At 65.9% G+C, this 15,647-nt stretch carries 17 protein-coding genes; 9 read left to right on the forward strand and 8 right to left on the reverse strand.

All coding sequences use genetic code 11. The features are described from left to right. Positions 1 to 5 precede the first annotated feature (5 nt). Complete coding sequence (locus tag AYK61_RS15885) at positions 6 to 782, forward strand: IclR family transcriptional regulator (RefSeq protein WP_183130303.1); 777 nt, start codon at positions 6 to 8, stop codon at positions 780 to 782. On the opposite strand, the gene AYK61_RS15890 is transcribed toward AYK61_RS15885, so the two are convergent. The 3 genes from AYK61_RS15890 to AYK61_RS15900 are packed head-to-tail and all read right to left on the reverse strand — an operon-like array spanning position 779 to position 2,705. Beyond that, positions 779 to 1,603 (reverse strand): spermidine synthase, encoded by an 825-nt coding sequence (locus tag AYK61_RS15890; protein WP_121871502.1) that lies wholly within the window; start codon positions 1,601 to 1,603, stop codon positions 779 to 781. The genes AYK61_RS15885 and AYK61_RS15890 overlap by 4 nt on opposite strands. Beyond that, complete coding sequence (locus AYK61_RS15895; protein ID WP_121871503.1) at positions 1,596 to 2,039, reverse strand: cupin domain-containing protein; 444 nt, start codon at positions 2,037 to 2,039, stop codon at positions 1,596 to 1,598. Before AYK61_RS15895 ends, AYK61_RS15890 begins: the two co-directional genes overlap by 8 nt. After that, positions 2,040 to 2,705 (reverse strand): TetR/AcrR family transcriptional regulator, encoded by a 666-nt coding sequence (locus AYK61_RS15900; protein WP_121871504.1) that lies wholly within the window; start codon positions 2,703 to 2,705, stop codon positions 2,040 to 2,042. Positions 2,706 to 2,892: 187 nt separating this feature from the next. On the opposite strand from AYK61_RS15900, the gene AYK61_RS15905 reads away from it, so the two are divergent. From AYK61_RS15905 to atzF, 5 genes are read left to right on the forward strand one after another with little or no spacing between them, the layout of a single operon-like run. Next, positions 2,893 to 4,473 (forward strand): amino acid permease, encoded by a 1,581-nt coding sequence (locus AYK61_RS15905; protein ID WP_121871505.1) that lies wholly within the window; start codon positions 2,893 to 2,895, stop codon positions 4,471 to 4,473. Between the two features lie 6 nt (positions 4,474 to 4,479). Beyond that, positions 4,480 to 5,262 (forward strand): urea amidolyase associated protein UAAP1, encoded by a 783-nt coding sequence (locus AYK61_RS15910; RefSeq protein ID WP_121871506.1) that lies wholly within the window; start codon positions 4,480 to 4,482, stop codon positions 5,260 to 5,262. After that, a complete protein-coding gene (locus tag AYK61_RS15915; protein WP_183130304.1) occupies positions 5,244 to 5,900 on the forward strand; it encodes an urea amidolyase associated protein UAAP2 in 657 nt (218 codons plus the stop codon). Before AYK61_RS15910 ends, AYK61_RS15915 begins: the two co-directional genes overlap by 19 nt. Then, positions 5,897 to 7,909, forward strand: coding sequence for a 5-oxoprolinase/urea amidolyase family protein (locus AYK61_RS15920; protein WP_121871507.1), 2,013 nt, complete (start codon positions 5,897 to 5,899; stop codon positions 7,907 to 7,909). The genes AYK61_RS15915 and AYK61_RS15920 overlap by 4 nt, the downstream gene beginning before the upstream one ends. Next, positions 7,899 to 9,659: an allophanate hydrolase gene (atzF, locus tag AYK61_RS15925; RefSeq protein WP_259468088.1), complete on the forward strand. Its 1,761-nt coding sequence runs from the start codon at positions 7,899 to 7,901 to the stop codon at positions 9,657 to 9,659. Before AYK61_RS15920 ends, atzF begins: the two co-directional genes overlap by 11 nt. Here the strand turns inward: atzF and AYK61_RS15930 are convergent. Beyond that, positions 9,584 to 10,225: a LysE family translocator gene (locus tag AYK61_RS15930; protein ID WP_121871509.1), complete on the reverse strand. Its 642-nt coding sequence runs from the start codon at positions 10,223 to 10,225 to the stop codon at positions 9,584 to 9,586. The two genes, atzF and AYK61_RS15930, sit on opposite strands and share 76 nt — an antisense overlap. Positions 10,226 to 10,288: 63 nt before the next feature. Beyond that, the gene (locus tag AYK61_RS15935; RefSeq protein WP_259468089.1) at positions 10,289 to 11,179 is read right to left on the reverse strand and encodes an SGNH/GDSL hydrolase family protein; all 891 of its coding nucleotides are present in this window, start codon (positions 11,177 to 11,179) and stop codon (positions 10,289 to 10,291) included. Between the two features lie 252 nt (positions 11,180 to 11,431). Here AYK61_RS15935 and AYK61_RS27355 point away from each other — a divergent pair, with 252 nt between their 5' ends. Then, positions 11,432 to 11,599 (forward strand): hypothetical protein, encoded by a 168-nt coding sequence (locus tag AYK61_RS27355; RefSeq protein WP_183130305.1) that lies wholly within the window; start codon positions 11,432 to 11,434, stop codon positions 11,597 to 11,599. Here the strand turns inward: AYK61_RS27355 and AYK61_RS15940 are convergent. Beyond that, the gene (locus AYK61_RS15940; protein WP_259468090.1) at positions 11,596 to 11,838 is read right to left on the reverse strand and encodes a hypothetical protein; all 243 of its coding nucleotides are present in this window, start codon (positions 11,836 to 11,838) and stop codon (positions 11,596 to 11,598) included. The genes AYK61_RS27355 and AYK61_RS15940 overlap by 4 nt on opposite strands. A gap of 237 nt (positions 11,839 to 12,075) precedes the next feature. Between AYK61_RS15940 and AYK61_RS15945 the strand changes: the two genes are divergently transcribed. Further along, complete coding sequence (locus AYK61_RS15945) at positions 12,076 to 13,053, forward strand: NAD(P)/FAD-dependent oxidoreductase (protein WP_121871510.1); 978 nt, start codon at positions 12,076 to 12,078, stop codon at positions 13,051 to 13,053. On the opposite strand, the gene AYK61_RS15950 is transcribed toward AYK61_RS15945, so the two are convergent. Continuing rightward, positions 13,036 to 13,476 (reverse strand): MarR family winged helix-turn-helix transcriptional regulator, encoded by a 441-nt coding sequence (locus AYK61_RS15950; protein ID WP_121871511.1) that lies wholly within the window; start codon positions 13,474 to 13,476, stop codon positions 13,036 to 13,038. The genes AYK61_RS15945 and AYK61_RS15950 overlap by 18 nt on opposite strands. A 45-nt stretch (positions 13,477 to 13,521) precedes the next feature. Here AYK61_RS15950 and AYK61_RS15955 point away from each other — a divergent pair, with 45 nt between their 5' ends. Continuing rightward, complete coding sequence (locus tag AYK61_RS15955) at positions 13,522 to 14,754, forward strand: multidrug effflux MFS transporter (protein WP_121871512.1); 1,233 nt, start codon at positions 13,522 to 13,524, stop codon at positions 14,752 to 14,754. On the opposite strand, the gene AYK61_RS15960 is transcribed toward AYK61_RS15955, so the two are convergent. Next, entirely contained in the window at positions 14,751 to 15,461 is a 711-nt protein-coding gene (locus AYK61_RS15960; RefSeq protein ID WP_183130306.1) for a Clp protease N-terminal domain-containing protein, read from the reverse strand. The genes AYK61_RS15955 and AYK61_RS15960 overlap by 4 nt on opposite strands. Between the last annotated feature and the right edge of the window lie 186 nt (positions 15,462 to 15,647).

Consider the following 15,647-nt stretch of genomic DNA (forward strand, 5'->3'; position numbering starts at 1 on the left):
CGAGCATGCGAGGTGGGACTGTGGCGGCAGGTGGCGGGGTGCAGTCCGTGGAGCGTGCGTTCGAGTTGCTCGACATCATGGCCGCCTCGGGCGGATCCATCGGGATCAGCGAACTCGCCGAGGGTACCGATCTGCCGATGCCGACCGTGCACCGACTGATCGGGACCCTCGTCTCGCTCGGCTACGTCAGGCGGCTGCCGTCCCGTCGATATGCGTTGGGTACCAAACTCATTCGCCTGGGTGACAGCGCGAGCAAACTGATCGGCGGATGGGCGAAGCCGTACCTGGCCGAGCTGGTCCGGATCACACACGAGACGTCCAACATGGCATTCCTCGAGGACGACATGGCGGTCTACGTCGCACAGGTTCCGTCCGAACACGCCATGCGGATGTTCAACGAGGTGGGACAGCGAGTACTGCCGCATTCCACCGGCGTCGGCAAGGCGCTGCTCGCGCAATTGGACGACGACGCCGTCCGCGCGATCGTCGGCCGACTCGGCATGGCACCCCGCACCGTCAACACCCTCACCACCCTCGACGCGCTGCTCACCGACCTCGCAGCGATCCGCGAACGCGGGTACGCCATCGACGACGGTGAGCAGGAGGTGGGAGTGCGCTGCTTCGCCGTACCCGTGATCGGCGCACCGACTCTGACGGCGATGTCCATCGCCGGGCCCACCGCCCGAGTCACGCTCGAGTCTGCCGAGCAGTTCGTACCCCTGCTGATCTCGGCCGCGGAGCGACTGGCGAAAGACCTCGCGAGCAACAACCCAGCTTCCTAGTCCTTCAACACCCGCGCGTCGCGGGCAAACGACTGCACTTCCTCGGTCAACCACACATGAGCCGGCACCGCACCGCCGAGTAGTTCGCGAGCCAACGACGGGGAATCCCCGATCGGCACATCGCTGCCCGCAATGATGATGTTGCCGTAGCGCCTGCCCTTGAGCATCGCCGGATCGGCGACGATCGCCAGGTGCGGAAAGACACTGCGAAGAGTCGACGCCTCCTGCTTCGCGAGCGAGAGATCGCGTCGATCACCGCAATTGACGACGTACATGCCGCCGGGCGCGAGGACGCGTCGAACGTGCTCGGTGAACTCGGCGGTCAGTAGCGGTGCCGGAGTTACCGCTCCTGCGAACACATCTCGCACGATCAGGTCGCGGCTGTTCTCGGTCAGTGTCTCGGTGACCGCCCGTGCCTCACCGACGCGGATGCGCAGCAACGGTGCTCGCGGCAGGTCGAACCACTCGCGTACCAGTTCCGAGAGCTTGCCGTCGAGTTCCACGACAACCTGACGCGCCCCCGGATATTCCGCGGTGAACGAGCGCGCCAGCGTGCACGCCCCACCCCCGAGGTGCAGCGCCCGCAGCGGAAAGCTCGAATCCCATTGCGCCCGAACGAGCCCCGAGATCCAGCGCATGTACTCGAACTCGAGCACCGTCGGATCGTTCATGTCGATGTGCGAGCTGGGGACGTCGTTGACGTTGACGACCCAGCCGTCGTCGGAGAAGGTGTCGCGGACCAGTTCGCAGGTACCCGAATCGATTTCGAATACGCCGGGCTGCAGGGAGCCGGACGACTCCGAGCCACGTTTCCTACCCATGCTCAGGCCCCTGGAGCCGGAAGTCCTCGAAATCGAATCCCGGAGTGACGGTGCAGCTGACCAGACTCGGCTCGTCGCCCACCGGACGCGCCCGCTGCCACACCGACGGCGGCACGATCTGCTGCGGCGAGTCCGGTCCGACCAGCAGCGAGGTCACGGTTCCCGGCTCGTCCCCTGCGCCGCCGAGGTCCAGCTGCACCGGACCACCGCGGTGATACAGCCACATCTCGGTCCCGCGGACGGTGTGCCACGCCGACTGCTGGCCGGGCATGAGCAGAAACAGAATGGCCGTGCCTGCCGCGCGGGGACCGGGATAGCCGTCGGGCAGGAACTCCTGTGGGATCGTGACCTCGCTGCGCCAGGTCTCGCGAAACCATCCGCCCTCGGGGTGTGGTGCCAGGTCGAGGGCCCGGGCCCAGTCGGGCAGCTGTGTCATCTAGTCCACCTTCGCCAGCAGGGCACGCGCGGTGTCGTGCAATTCGCTCACGTCCGCCGACCAGCCCAGCACCCGCAGGGCGGCTTCGGCAATGGCTGCGGCGTCGGCCAGCGCATCGGGCCTGCCGTTCTCGAGGTCGGCGCGGGCGTTCACGACGGTCTCCACCAGGCGAAACGGAAGGTCGACGGTGCCCGGACGCGGCGTGGCACCGAGCTCGGCCAGCGTGTCCGACGCGATGGCCGCATACAGGCCCATCAGCGTGTAGCGATGGTCGCGGAAGGTTTCGAAGCGCTCGCTGCGCAGTTCGGGCAGTAGGTAGAGCGCGCCGAGATTCCAGGTGGACGCACCGAGCTGGCCGGCGTCGAAGTAGGCCAGTGCGTACATCTGGGTCGCAGCCTCGGCCCCCGACTGCCGAATGCGCTGCGCGACGGCCAGCGGCGCATCGACCGTTCCGCTGAGCAGCGCGTCGAGTATGTCGTCCTTGGTGGCGAAGTGGTGATAGAGCGAGGCCTGGCGCAATCCGACGGCATCGGCGATGACGCGGGTGGAGGTATTGGTGAATCCGCGAGTGGTGAAGAGCTCTGCCGAGGCGTCGAGTATCTCCTCGCGAGCGGTGTCGCCGGGCCGCTTCTTCGTGCTCAGCCTTGGCCTGCCTGCTCCGGTCATGAGTGCATCTTGTCAGGTCGACGTGACGGTGAGATTTCTGTCATCTGATCGAAATAGACGAAACGAGCTTGTTGCACGACGGTCACCGCCAGGGAACGACGGTGCCGAAAACTATCAACTGACAGAAAACCCGCCTCGGCGATGCAGCGGGGTCACTCATCCACCCACCTCGCCCGTAGGAGATCACATGAGCTCGACCACACTGCCCGCGTCAGGTCAGGGGTCCGAATCACCCGCCACCTCGGACCATTCGGATCTGGCTGCGCTGGGCTACGACCAGCAGCTGCATCGCAGCCTGGGTAAGTACGCGTCCTTCGCGGCCGGCTTCTCGTTCGTCTCGATTCTGACGACCATCTTCCAGCTCTTCGGACTCGGCTTCAGCTTCGGTGGCCCGGCCTTCTTCCTCACCTGGCCGCTGGTGTTTCTCGGGCAGTTCATGGTGGCCCTGAACTTCGCCGAACTCGCTGCCCGTTATCCCATCTCAGGTGCGATCTACCACTGGTCGCGGCGCATGGGCGGTGAGCTGGTCGGCTGGTTCGCTGGCTGGTTCATGATCATCGCGCAGATCGTCACCGCCTCGGCGGCCGCAATCGCACTGCAGGTTGTGTTACCCAGCATCTGGGGCGGATTCCAGCTGATCGGCGAGGACACCGCACTCACCTCACCGAGCGGTGCCGCCAATGCCGTTGTGCTGGGCTCGATTCTGCTGGTGCTCACCACCACCATCAACTGCATCGGCGTGAACTGGATGTCGCGGATCAACAGCATCGGCGTCACCTGCGAGATCGTCGGAGTCATCGCCCTCGTGCTGGTGTTCTTCACCCACGCCGAGCGTGGACCGCAGGTGGTCTTCGATACCGGAAGTGCCGGAGCCGATCCCGGCTACATCGGTGCCTGGATCGTCTCGGGCCTGATGGCCGCCTACGTCATGGTCGGCTTCGGCTCGGCGGGCGAACTCGCCGAGGAGACCCGCAATCCCCGACGCGTCGCGCCGCGCACCATCCGTTTGGCCCTGTCCGCATCGGCACTGGGCGGCGGCCTGATGATCGTCGGCGCTCTGATGGCCGCACCCAGCCTGACCGACGGTCAGCTTGCGACGCAGGGACTTCCGTACGTCATCGACTCGATCCTCACCTCGCCGTGGGGCAAGGTTCTACTGGTCGACGTCGCGATTGCCGTGTTCATCTGCACCCTCGCCATCCAGACCGCGGCATCACGGCTGATGTTCTCCATGGCCCGCGACGGGCGACTGCCCGCCTCGGCGGCTCTCGCGAAGGTCAACTCGCGCACCGGAACCCCCATTGCACCCTCGGTTCTGATCGGTCTGGCCTGCGTGGCGATCCTGGCCGTCAACGTCGGCAACTCCGCCATCTTCACCACGCTGTCCAGCGTCTGCATCGTGCTGATCTACCTCGCCTACATGATGGTCACCGTCCCGCTGCTGATCCAGCGACTCAAAGGCTGGCCGCACGGCGGAGTACAGCGCTCATCGGGTCGTTCCGCGGGCTCCACTCCTGCGGATGCCGACGGCGAGAAGCTCTTCACTCTCGGACGCCTCGGCTTGCCGGTCAACATCGCAGCGGTTCTCTACGGCGGCCTGATGGTGATCAACCTGTCGTGGCCGCGCGCCGAGATCTTCGACCCCACCGGCGAATTCCCACTCCTGCGATGGGCCGCACCATTGACCGTCCTCGCCGTGATCGTCGTCGGCATCGCCTGCCTGCCCCGCGGCAAAGCCCACCCCAAGCCCGTCACGATCGGAGCCTGAACCACCATGACCACAGCAACCACCCACTCCGCCAGAGAACATGCACGTTCCCAGGCCACCGTCGCGCCTGCACCCACTGCACCGGAGGGCATCTCGGAGCTCACCTGGGCCGAATCGGTCCCCGGCGGCAGCTACACCACCAAGGTCCTCGCTCGCGGAACCCGGCTTCGCCTCGTCGACGTCGACGGTGATGCCTGCGCCAATCTGCTGCTCTACCGGGCCGACGCCCCGTGGGAACGGCTGAACACCGCCGACACCGTCAAGGTGCCGTGGCAGGCGTACCTGAGCTCGGGCCATCCCCTGCTCTCGGATCAGGGCCGTGTTCTCGCCACCATCGTCGACGACACCTCCGGTCGCCACGACGCACTGTGCGGCACCACCTCGACCGCTACCAATGTCGCCAAATACGGAGTCAGCGGACCACATTCGACGGCTCCGGCCGGTCGAGAACTGTTCACCCTCGCCGCGGCCAAGCACGGGCTCGAACCACGCGACGTCGCGCCGTCCCTGTCGTTCTTTCACGGCGTGCGAGTCGACGCCGACGGAGCGTTGGTCGGTACCGGCTCGGCGGGAGCGGGGAAGTCGGTGGATCTGTTGATCCATCTTCCGGTGATCGTGTTGCTGACCAACACCGCTCACCCACTGGACTCGAGGTCCGAGTTCCCCACGACCACCCTCGACGTGCTGGCGTGGCGGGCACCGGAGGAACTGCTCGCTCTCGACAACACGGAACCGGAATATCAGCGGGCAGTGCAGAACACCGAGAACGCATGGAAGGCAGCGCAGTGAACGCAGGAACACTCGAGACCACGATCGTTCGAGACGAGATCGCCCCCGCATTCGGTCCATGGTCCGCCGTCGTCGAGGCCGGTGACGTACTGACCATCGTCGATCTGTACGGCAATCAAGCCGTCGACACCCTGATGTACGGCGCGCACGATCACTCCATCCGGTACTCCGCCCCCGCGACCGTCACCGCGCAGCGGAACCTGTTCCTCACCACCGGAACCGTGCTGCGGAGCGATGATTCGACGCCGATCATGACGATAGTCGACGACGAGGTCGGCAACCACGACACCGTCGGCGGCGCGTGCTCCAAGGAATCGAACACCCTCCGCTACGGCCACCACACTCAGCATCAGCACGCGTGCGTCGAGAACTTCCTCATCGAGGGATCCAAGTGGGGACTCGGCAAACGGGACCTGGTGCCCAACATCAACTTCTTCATGAACGTCCCCGTCGACGCCGACGGCACGCTCGGCATCGTCGACGGTCTGTCGGCTCCCGGCAAGAAGCTCTCCTTGCGTGCCGAGATCGACACGCTGGTACTGGTGTCCAACTGCCCCCAGATCAACAACCCCTGCAACGGATTCGACCCCACCGCGGTGCGGATGATCGTGACGCGAGAGCCGGGCGGTCGAGCATGAACGCGACCAAGATGACCGTCCAGCGACCCGGCATGATCACCACCGTGCAGGACTGGCCGGGTCGCATCGGGTACTGGAAGGTGGGCGTACCGCCGTCGGGGCCGATGGACGACCTGTCGTTCCGGCTCGGCAACGTCGCGCTCGGCAACCCCGAGGGTGCCCCGGGCCTCGAATCCACCATGGCCGGGCCGGCATTGACGTTCGACGCCGACACCTACGTCTGCGTCACCGGCGCAGCGGTACCGGTTCGCATCGACGGCCGATCGGCCGCGCAGTGGAAGCCGGTGCTGGTTCCCGCCGGCGCCACCCTCGATGTCGGCACCACCACCGGGCACGGGCTACGGGTCTACGTTCTGATCCAGGGCAGCCTCGAGGTCGACGACTATCTCGGCAGCGCAGCAACGTTCACTCTCGGTAAGTTCGGTGGACATCGCGGCGGCACCCTCGGTGAGGGCGACGTCATCGGCCTGGCCGGACGCTCGGACAACTCCGAGATTCTCGGTCCGATACCGATGGAACACCTGCCGGTGCTGACGTCGAACTGGGACATCGCCGTCACCGAGGGCCCCCACGGCGCACCGGAGTTCTTCACCCGCGAGGACATCGACACCCTCTACGCCACCCGCTACGAGGTGCACTTCAACTCCGATCGCACCGGGGTCCGGCTCATCGGGCCGAAGCCGCAGTGGGCTAGGACCGACGGCGGCGAAGCCGGACTGCACCCGTCCAACATTCACGACAACGCCTACAGCGTCGGCGCACTGGACTTCACCGGCGACACCCCGATCCTGCTCGGACCGGACGGCCCGAGTCTGGGCGGATTCGTCTGCCCCGTCACCGTTATCGCCGCCGAGCGGTGGAAGCTCGGCCAGCTCCGCCCCGGGGACACCATCCGCTTCGTACCGGTGCGAGCCGCGGCCACCGCGCCGTTGGGATCACTCGGACTCGCTCGGCGCGCTTCTCTGCCTGCAGTGTTCTCCGCAGGCGGCGACGGGGACGACGGCGTCCTCGCTCGACGCGACGCCGATACGTGCGTCACCTACCGGCGCTCGGGAGACGACAACGTCCTCGTCGAGTACGGCGACATGAAACTCGACCTGGCCCTGCGTGCCCGAGTCCACGCCCTGCACCAGCGCGTCGAGGCACTCGCCCCGCGCGGGTTGGTGGACCTGACCCCGGGCATCCGCTCGTTGCAGGTGAAGGTGAATCCCGATGTGCTGTCCATCGATTCGTTGATGGGTCTGCTGTCCGAGGTGGAGGACGATCTTCCCGCGGCCTCGGAGCTCGTGGTTCCCAGCCGCCAGGTTCGGCTTCCGCTCTCGTGGGACGACCCCTCGACCCGCGAGGCGATCCAGCGGTACATGCACGGTGTGCGCGCCGACGCTCCATGGTGCCCCTGGAACATCGAGTTCATTCGGCGCATGAACGGACTCGACTCGGTGGCAGACGTGTTCGACACCGTCTTCGCCGCCGACTACATGGTGCTCGGACTCGGCGACGTGTATCTGGGCGCTCCGGTGGCGACACCACTCGATCCGCGACACCGCCTGGTGACGACGAAGTACAACCCGGCGCGAACCTGGACGCCGGAGAACGCCGTCGGCATCGGTGGGGCATACCTGTGCATCTACGGCATGGAGGGTCCCGGCGGATACCAGTTCGTGGGTCGCACCACACAGGTGTGGAACCACAGCGCCGCCTACAGTGACGGCCCGTTCGAGGAGGGCACCCCGTGGTTGCTCCGGTTCTTCGACCGAATCTCCTGGTACTCGGTCGAACCCGAGGAACTGATGGATCTGCGCGCCGATCTGGCGGCCGGCCGCGGCGGCGGCGTGGACATCACCGACGGTGAATTCTCGCTGGCCGAGCACGAGAACTTCCTGGAGACCAACGCGGACTCCATCGCCGAGTTCCGCGCGACGCAAGCCGTTGCCTTCGGTGCCGAGCGCGATGCGTGGTCGGCAGCAGGCGAATTCGATACGACGAAGGGCAAGACCGATGCAGCCTGAGGTGCGAGAGCGAGTTCTGCAGGCCTACAAGCGGATCGCCGAGGTGGATCGGCCCGAGGTCTGGATCACCCTGCGTGACGAGAACGACGTGCTGGCCGAGGCAGTCGCCCTCGAGGAGGCGCTCGCGGCCGGTGCGGAGCTACCGCTCGCGGGCACACTGGTCGCGGTCAAGGACAACATCGACGTGGCCGGTCTGCCCACCACCGCGGCCTGCCCCGAGTTCGCCTACACCCCTTCGGCATCTGCTGTCGCCATCGAACGACTGACCAGCCAGGGCGCACTGATACTGGGCAAGACCAACCTCGACCAGTTCGCCACCGGATTGGTCGGCACTCGCAGCCCCTACGGCGCGGTGCGGTGTGCCTGGGATCCCACGCTGGTCTCGGGAGGCTCGAGTTCCGGGTCCGCCGTCGCGGTGGCACTGGGCATCGCGGACATCGGAATCGGAACCGACACAGCAGGATCGGGTCGAGTACCCGCAGCCTTCCACGGAATCGTGGGCATCAAGACCTCACTGGGTATCGTGCCGAACACCGGTGTCGTTCCCGCCTGCGCCGACTACGACTGCGTCACCGTCCTCGCCCGTGATCTCGACAGTGCCACTGCGGCCATGAAAGTCATGACCGGCCCGACTGCCACCGATTCCCGCAGCCGGGCCTGGCCCGCCGACGTCGGACTGGCCGCATCCCCGCAGCCCCGTGTGGCCGTCCCACGAGGTGAGGATCTGACGTCGCTCAGCCCGGCGTACCGTCGAGCATTCGAGGAGACGGTCGCCGGCCTGGCCGACAAGGGAATGTCCTACGCCGAGGTCGACATCTCGGCGCTGCTCGACGCGGCGACACTGCTGTACGACGGAGCGATTGTGGCGCAGCGCTATTCGGCCGTGGGGGAGTTCCTCGACACCGCGCCTGCCGGTGCCGATCCCACGGTGGCCGCGATCGTCCGCTCGGCCGCAGGGCCGTCCGCGCACCGATACGTGGATGATCTCGACACCCTTGCGCGAACGAAGACAGCAGCCCGCACATTCCTCAGCGAGTTCGACGGCCTGCTGTTACCCACCACCACCGAACATCCCACTATTGCAGCGGTGCAGTCGGATCCGATGAGCATCAACCGGCGACTGGGTACGTTCACCAACTTCTGCAACCTGCTCGACATGGCCGCAGTCGCCGTTCCCGGAGCTCCGACGGCGGACGGCACTCCGTTCGGAGTCATGGTCGTCGTACCCGCGTTCGAGGATCAGATCGCAATCGACCTGGCGGCACAGTTGAGCGGAATCGAGTCACCGTCGTTGATCGACGACGGCATCGAGGTACTGGCCGTCGGCGCACATCTGCGCGGTTTTCCGGTGCATCACCAGTTGACCGATCGCGGTGCGCGATTCAGCGGCGAGGTGACGACCACGGCGGACTACCGGCTGGTGGATCTGCACACCACCCCGCCCAAGCCCGGCCTGATACGGCGGGCAGGCGACGGCGCTCCCATCTCCGGAGAGCTCTATCGCATGTCCGCTGCGGCGCTCGGGACCTTCCTCGCGGGGTTGCCCGCGCCGATGGGTCTGGGTCCGGTCGAATTGTCCGACGGTCGCTGGGTCACCGGATTCTGCTGTGCGCACGACGCGGCCGAGGCGGGAACCGACATCACCGAATTCGGCGGCTGGCGCGCGTACAGAGCTCACGCCGGGACCGGTTTGCCCCCGTCGGTCGCCACTCGTACCGCGAGCAGCCCGAGCACCGTGCCCATGACGTAGCGCTGCACCCGCAGCCACGTCGGGCGAACGGCGAGGAACCGCGCGATCGATCCGGCGAGCACCACGATCGCCAGGTTGACCGCTACGGCCACGGCGATCTGCACCCCGCCGAGCGTGAATCCCTGCAGCAGAATGTGTCCCGCTGCAGGGTCGACGAATTGCGGGATGACCGAGATGTACATGATCGCGATCTTCGGATTCAGCAGGTTGGTCACCAAGCCCGTCGTGAACAGCCGGCGGTTCGAATCCTGTTGCAGCTCGGTCGGTTCGAATGCCGACACCGTCCCGCGCACGGCCTGCACCGCCAACCAGGCGAGGTAGGCCGCGCCGGCGAGCTTGACCGCCGTGTACAGGGCGGGCACGGCCGTGAACACCGCGGCCAGGCCGAGATTGGTGGCCGTCAGATAGATCAGGAATCCGATCGCGACGCCGGCCAGCGATACGAATCCCGCCCGTCGGCCCTGCGAAATACTGCGCGAGACAAGGTAGATCATGTTCGGCCCCGGCGTCAGAACCAACGCGAGAGCCACTGCGAACACACCGAGAACTGCGGAGTACGAGACCATGCGGTCAAGACTTCACGTCTACCGGCCTGCAGGAGAAGAGCCAGTTACGGTGTCGTGGTTCCCTTATCCGGCACGCACTGCCGAGGCCACCGCGGCACCGATCGCCGCCATTCCCGCCGCCGTCGGATGCAGGGGTGCCGCAGGATTCTGCGGGACGACCCCCTCGAAGTACCGCTGATCGGCAGCCACGCACACGTCGTGGCCGACACTCAACGGCTCGGTGTCGACGAACTCTGCACCGTGTTCTTCGGCCTGGGTCTGCAGGGCGTCGTTCATGGCGGTGATGCTGCCCTGGATGTAGTCGGCGTCCTCGGGCAGCATGGGTTGAGTGGGGAAGCAGCCGCCGTCCGGCAGATAGGTGCCGTAGCCGACGACCAGAATTCGAGCATCGGGCGCACGCTCGCCCACCGCGTCGAGCATGGCACCCCAGCTGGGGGCCTTGTCTTCGATGGCAGCGGCGACGGTATCCACGCCACCTGCGGTGAGCCGGTCCTTGCAGACGTTGGTGGCCGAGGTGTCCGCGAACGTCAGGCACTGCACGGCCGTCGAGACCAACCCGACGTCGTTACCACCGATCGTGACGGTCACCAGATCGGTCTCCGGAGTCAGTGCGTCGAGCTGCACGGGCACCTCGCCGCTGGATGTGCCCTGCGGAGTGGAGACGATGTTCTCGGTGACGGCACCCGAGCAGGTGACGTCGACGAACGAAGTGACAGCGAGTTCTTCTGCGAGAACATGCGGATAGTTGGCGTCGGACTGCTGGCATCCCGGTGCGCCGACCTGGTCGGGGATCCGCGGACCCGATGCCGCCGAGTCACCCAACGCGACGTAGTTCAGCGGAACGGCCGCGTCCGACGACACAGCGGGCGCTTCCGATACCGAAGAGTCCGACGAACAGCCCGCCAGTACGCAGGCGGAGACAGCAAGACCGACGAGAATTCCCTGGCTCCTCACAGCTTCGACGCTACAGCTGCCGGTAACCTCGACCGGGTTGTCCAGGACACACAGTCCATCGCATCGAACAGAGGAATTACATGATCACCGCGTTCATCAACCAGATCCTCAGCGGCTTCGGCTCCATTTCCGCTGGCAGCAGCGGCTTCGAGCTGGCACCGGGAACGCTGCCCTTCGGGCTGTAGAGACCGCCGGAACGCTCACCCGCGCGGGCCGACGATTGCTTCGGCGCCGCGCGGGTACCCCCGAGTCATGACTACCCACAACAACGACCAGAAGAACGACGACACTGCTCCTGACGCCAAGGAGGATGTGACGTCCGATCCGGCCGCAGCGGCGGAGGACAACGATTGGTCGAGTGAGGGCGGCGCGGTCGAAACCGGTCCCGCGACCGACGACGAGCGAACCGACAGCAACTAACCGATCAGACGGCGGGGAGCGGCCCGCAGCGTGCGGACGTCGCCGTCGGCGACGATGTGTTCCACCGTCTCGCCTCGGGCGAGCATCGACTCGTCGACGGTGAAGTTCACGCGAGCATCGCCGAGCCAGTCGACGCCGACGACGATTCCCACGGTCCCTTTCGGGATTCCGCTGCGCCATCGCACGTGACCCAGGTTGCGGACCGTGATCACGGTCTCGCCGATCTCGAAATGCCCCATATGCCCCCCGGCTCGATTCTTACCGACCAGTAGACCTCGAGTGAACGCCCTGTTCAAGCGGTTGATCCGCGCTTACAACGACCGCTGGCAGCCTCGGAGCCAGTCGGCGCGATCACAATTCGGCGATTGGCCCATTCGGAGCGTTCTTTTTCGTCGTGCGGTATTTTTTGCTTCTATCGTTTGCTGTTCTGGCAATTTTTCTTGCCAGCGTTCGAGGCTCTAGCGGACACTCTTCACATGACTACAGACACCGATCGACACACTCCGGTCGACGCGATCATCGTCGGCGGCGGAGTCGCCGGACTCAGCGCCGCCGTGGCTCTCGGCCGTTCCCGACGATCCGTCGCGATCATCGACGCGGGCGATCCCCGCAACGCTCCGGCAGCGCACTCCCACAACTACCTCACCCGCGACGGGGAGTCGCCTCTCGAGCTGGTTCGACTCGGCCGAGACGAGGCGCGGCACTACGGCGCACGCATCGTCGAGGGCATCGCAACGTCCGCGAATCGAACACAAACCGGGTTCGAGGTGACTCTCGCCGACGGTTCCGTCGTCCACGGCCGCCGCCTCCTGGTCACCACCGGCCTCACCGATGTCCTGCCCGACATCCCCGGCCTCGCCGATCGGTGGGGGCGCGACGTATTGCACTGCCCGTACTGCCATGGCTGGGAGGTACGCGATCGCAGGATCGGCATCATCGGCAGCGCCATGGTCGGGCACCAGGCACAGATGTGGCGTCAGCTCACCGAGCACGTCACGGTGTTCGCGCACACGGCACCGGAGCTGCCCGCTGCGGAGCTCGACCGACTCGCCGCACGCGGCATCGAGGTCGTCGACGAGGAGATCGCTCGAGTCGACGTCGACAACGACGCCATAGTCGGAGTGACACTCGCGAACGGCACGCAGGTTCGGCTCGACGCGATGGTCGTAGGACCCAGCTTCTTCTCCCGCGCAGACATCCTGGTGTCGCTGGGGATCGGCACGACCGAGATGGTCATGAACGACCATGTCCTCGGCACCTACGTCGAGGCCGATCCCGTCGGTGCCACATCCGTGCCCGGCGTGTGGGTTGCAGGCAACGTGTCCGCACCGATGGACACCGTGGTGGCGGCGTCCGCGGCCGGAGTCAAGGCAGGCGCTGCTATCAACGGTGACCTGATCGAGGAGGAGGTCCGCTCTGCCGTGGCGCGGGAGAAGTCAACGCAGCCTGCGTAATTCGTCGACCAGGCCGCCGAGTGCGGCGGTGACACCCATCAGCTGCTCACGGTCCTGGGCGGGAAGCGCGTCGATGGCCTCGATGATTCGTCCGGACCACGCCTGACGAATGAGGTCCCGGTCGGTCAGCATCGAGTCGGTGACGCGCAATTGCACGACGCGTTTGTCGGCGGGCGACGGCGTGCGGGCGACGAGTCCGCGGGCGACGAGCACGCGGACGGCTGCGCTGACGTTGCTCGGTTGCATCCGCAGTCGGTCCGCAACTGCGGAGTTGCTGATGTCGGGGTTGTCCTCGATCTCTTTGAGGATGGTCAACTCCGGCATCGGCAACCGATCGATGCCGAGGGATTCGACGGGGTCGAGGCGTTGCACGGTCCAACCGAGGTCGTGCACCACCGAGGCGAGTTCTTCGGAGTCGGTCACGTCACTATTCTAATACATATAAATTTATATGTTAATCTTGCTCTCATGTCACACGTCGAAACCTCCCCGAACGCGGCCGCAGCACCGGAACGACGCGATACCGTGCCGCCGGGGACCGTGCTGATCGCCGTCCTTGCACTGCTGACGGCCATTCCGCCCCTGGCCACCGACATGTACCTGCCGGGATTTCCGGCGATGGCAACCGAACTCGGCACGTCGGCGAGCAACATCCAGCTCACTCTGACGACGTTCCTGATCGGACTCGCACTGGGCCAGCTGGTGATCGGACCGCTGTCCGACAACTGGGGCCGCCGCCGTCCGCTCATCGTCGGTTCGGCGGTCTGCTTGGTGGCGGGCATTGCTGCGGCACTGGCCCCCAACATCGAGTTCCTCATCGGAGCCCGCTTCGTCCAGGGCTTCGCGGGCGCGGCCGGCGTGGTGCTCGCGCGGGCCATCATCTCCGACCGAGCATCGGGCAGCACTGCAGCGAAACTGTTCGGCGTGATGATGATCATCGGCGGCGTCGCTCCGGTGATAGCACCGCTGGTCGGCGGCGCAGTCGTCGACAGCATCGGCTGGCGCGGCGTCTTCTGGATCATCTCGGCGCTCACAGCGCTGATGCTGATCGCTGCCGTGTGCTTCGTGCAGGAATCCCTGCCGCCGGAGAACCGCCGCGCAGGCGGGTTGCGCGAGATGCTCGACGGCATCGGCAGCGTCGTCCGCAATCGCCGCTACCTGGGCTACACGCTGAGCTACGCCTTCGGCTTCTCGGTCATGTTCGCCTACATCTCCGCATCACCTTTCGTCCTGCAGAACATGCTCGGCCTGTCGGCCGGTCAGTACTCCGCCGCGTTCGCCGCGAACGCCGGTGGATTGATGCTGGGCAGCGCGGTCACGGCCAAGCTCTCCGACCGCGTGAGCCTGCACCGCATGCTGGCCTGCGGCGTCATCGCCGTCATGGCCACCACCAGCGCGTTGGCGGTACTCACCTTCGTGGGAATCACGCTGTGGCCCATGCTGATTCTGCTCTTCGCCACCGTCACCAGCCTCGGATTCGTCTTCGCGAATGCCACGACCCTGGCCGTCGAGCAGGTCCCGGCCCTGGCGGGCACCGGATCGGCAGTGCTCGGCGCCCTTCAGTTCGGTCTGGCCGCAGTCATTTCCCCGCTGGTCGGCCTGGGGGGCGACGCCACAGCCGTCCCCATGGTGATCGCGATGTTTTTCGCAGCGCTGATGTCGATGAGCATGCTGTTCCTGGTGGCGAAGAAGCAGGCCTAGCTACCCAGAGCGGCCGCCAGCCCCTCTTCGACGGCATCCTTGCGGACGCCGAGCGAGCCGAGGGTGGCGTCCTCGTTCTCCAACAGCGCCAGCAGAATGTGTTCTGTGCCGATGTAGTTGTGTCCCAACCGAAGCGCCTCACGGAAGGTCAGTTCCAGCACCTTCTTGGCACCGGCATCGAACGGCACGAGATCGGGTACGGGGTCGGCCGGTTCCGGCAGCGTCGCAGTCACCGCAGAGCGTATCTGATCGGGCGTGAGGCCCTGAGCGCCAAGCAGTTTCGCCGCGAATCCCTCGGGTTCACCGAGCAGACCGAGAACCAGATGCCCGGTGGTGATGCAGTCGTTGGCAGTGGCCCTGGCCTCGTTCTGCGCGCCGACAACCACGTTGCGGGCCCGCGGGGTGAAGCGCGAGAAACCCTGACTGGCATCGAGATCGGCGGGATCGTCGCCGCCCTTCGCGACGAAGCGCTTCTGCACCGCCTGCTTGCTGACACCCATGGATGCGCCGATGGCAGTCCAAGACGCCCCGGAACGACGGGCCCGATCGACGAAATGTCCGATCAGATGATCGGCGACCTCGCCGAGGGCATCGGCCGCGATCACCGCACCCGAGAGTTGATCGAGTGCATCGGTGTGCACTTTCTCGATGGCGTCGATGAGGTCGTCGAGGCGGACGGGGTTCGTCATCTTCAGTGGTTGCGTCATGCGTCAACTCTAGGTTGACGGTGACTAGGCGTCAACCCTCGGTTGACGCAACTGTGCCGTCGCAACATCTGTTGAACTTCTCCGACCGCCAGGTCGAACTTCGGCCCCGTATGCACTGCGCAAAGACGTATATTCACCCATGAGGGCGCCGCGAACAGCCATGCGAACGCCACGAGCGAGAAGGAA

It is taken from the genome of Rhodococcus sp. SBT000017, from assembly GCF_003688915.1.
Classification (GTDB): Bacteria; Actinomycetota; Actinomycetes; order Mycobacteriales; family Mycobacteriaceae; genus Rhodococcoides.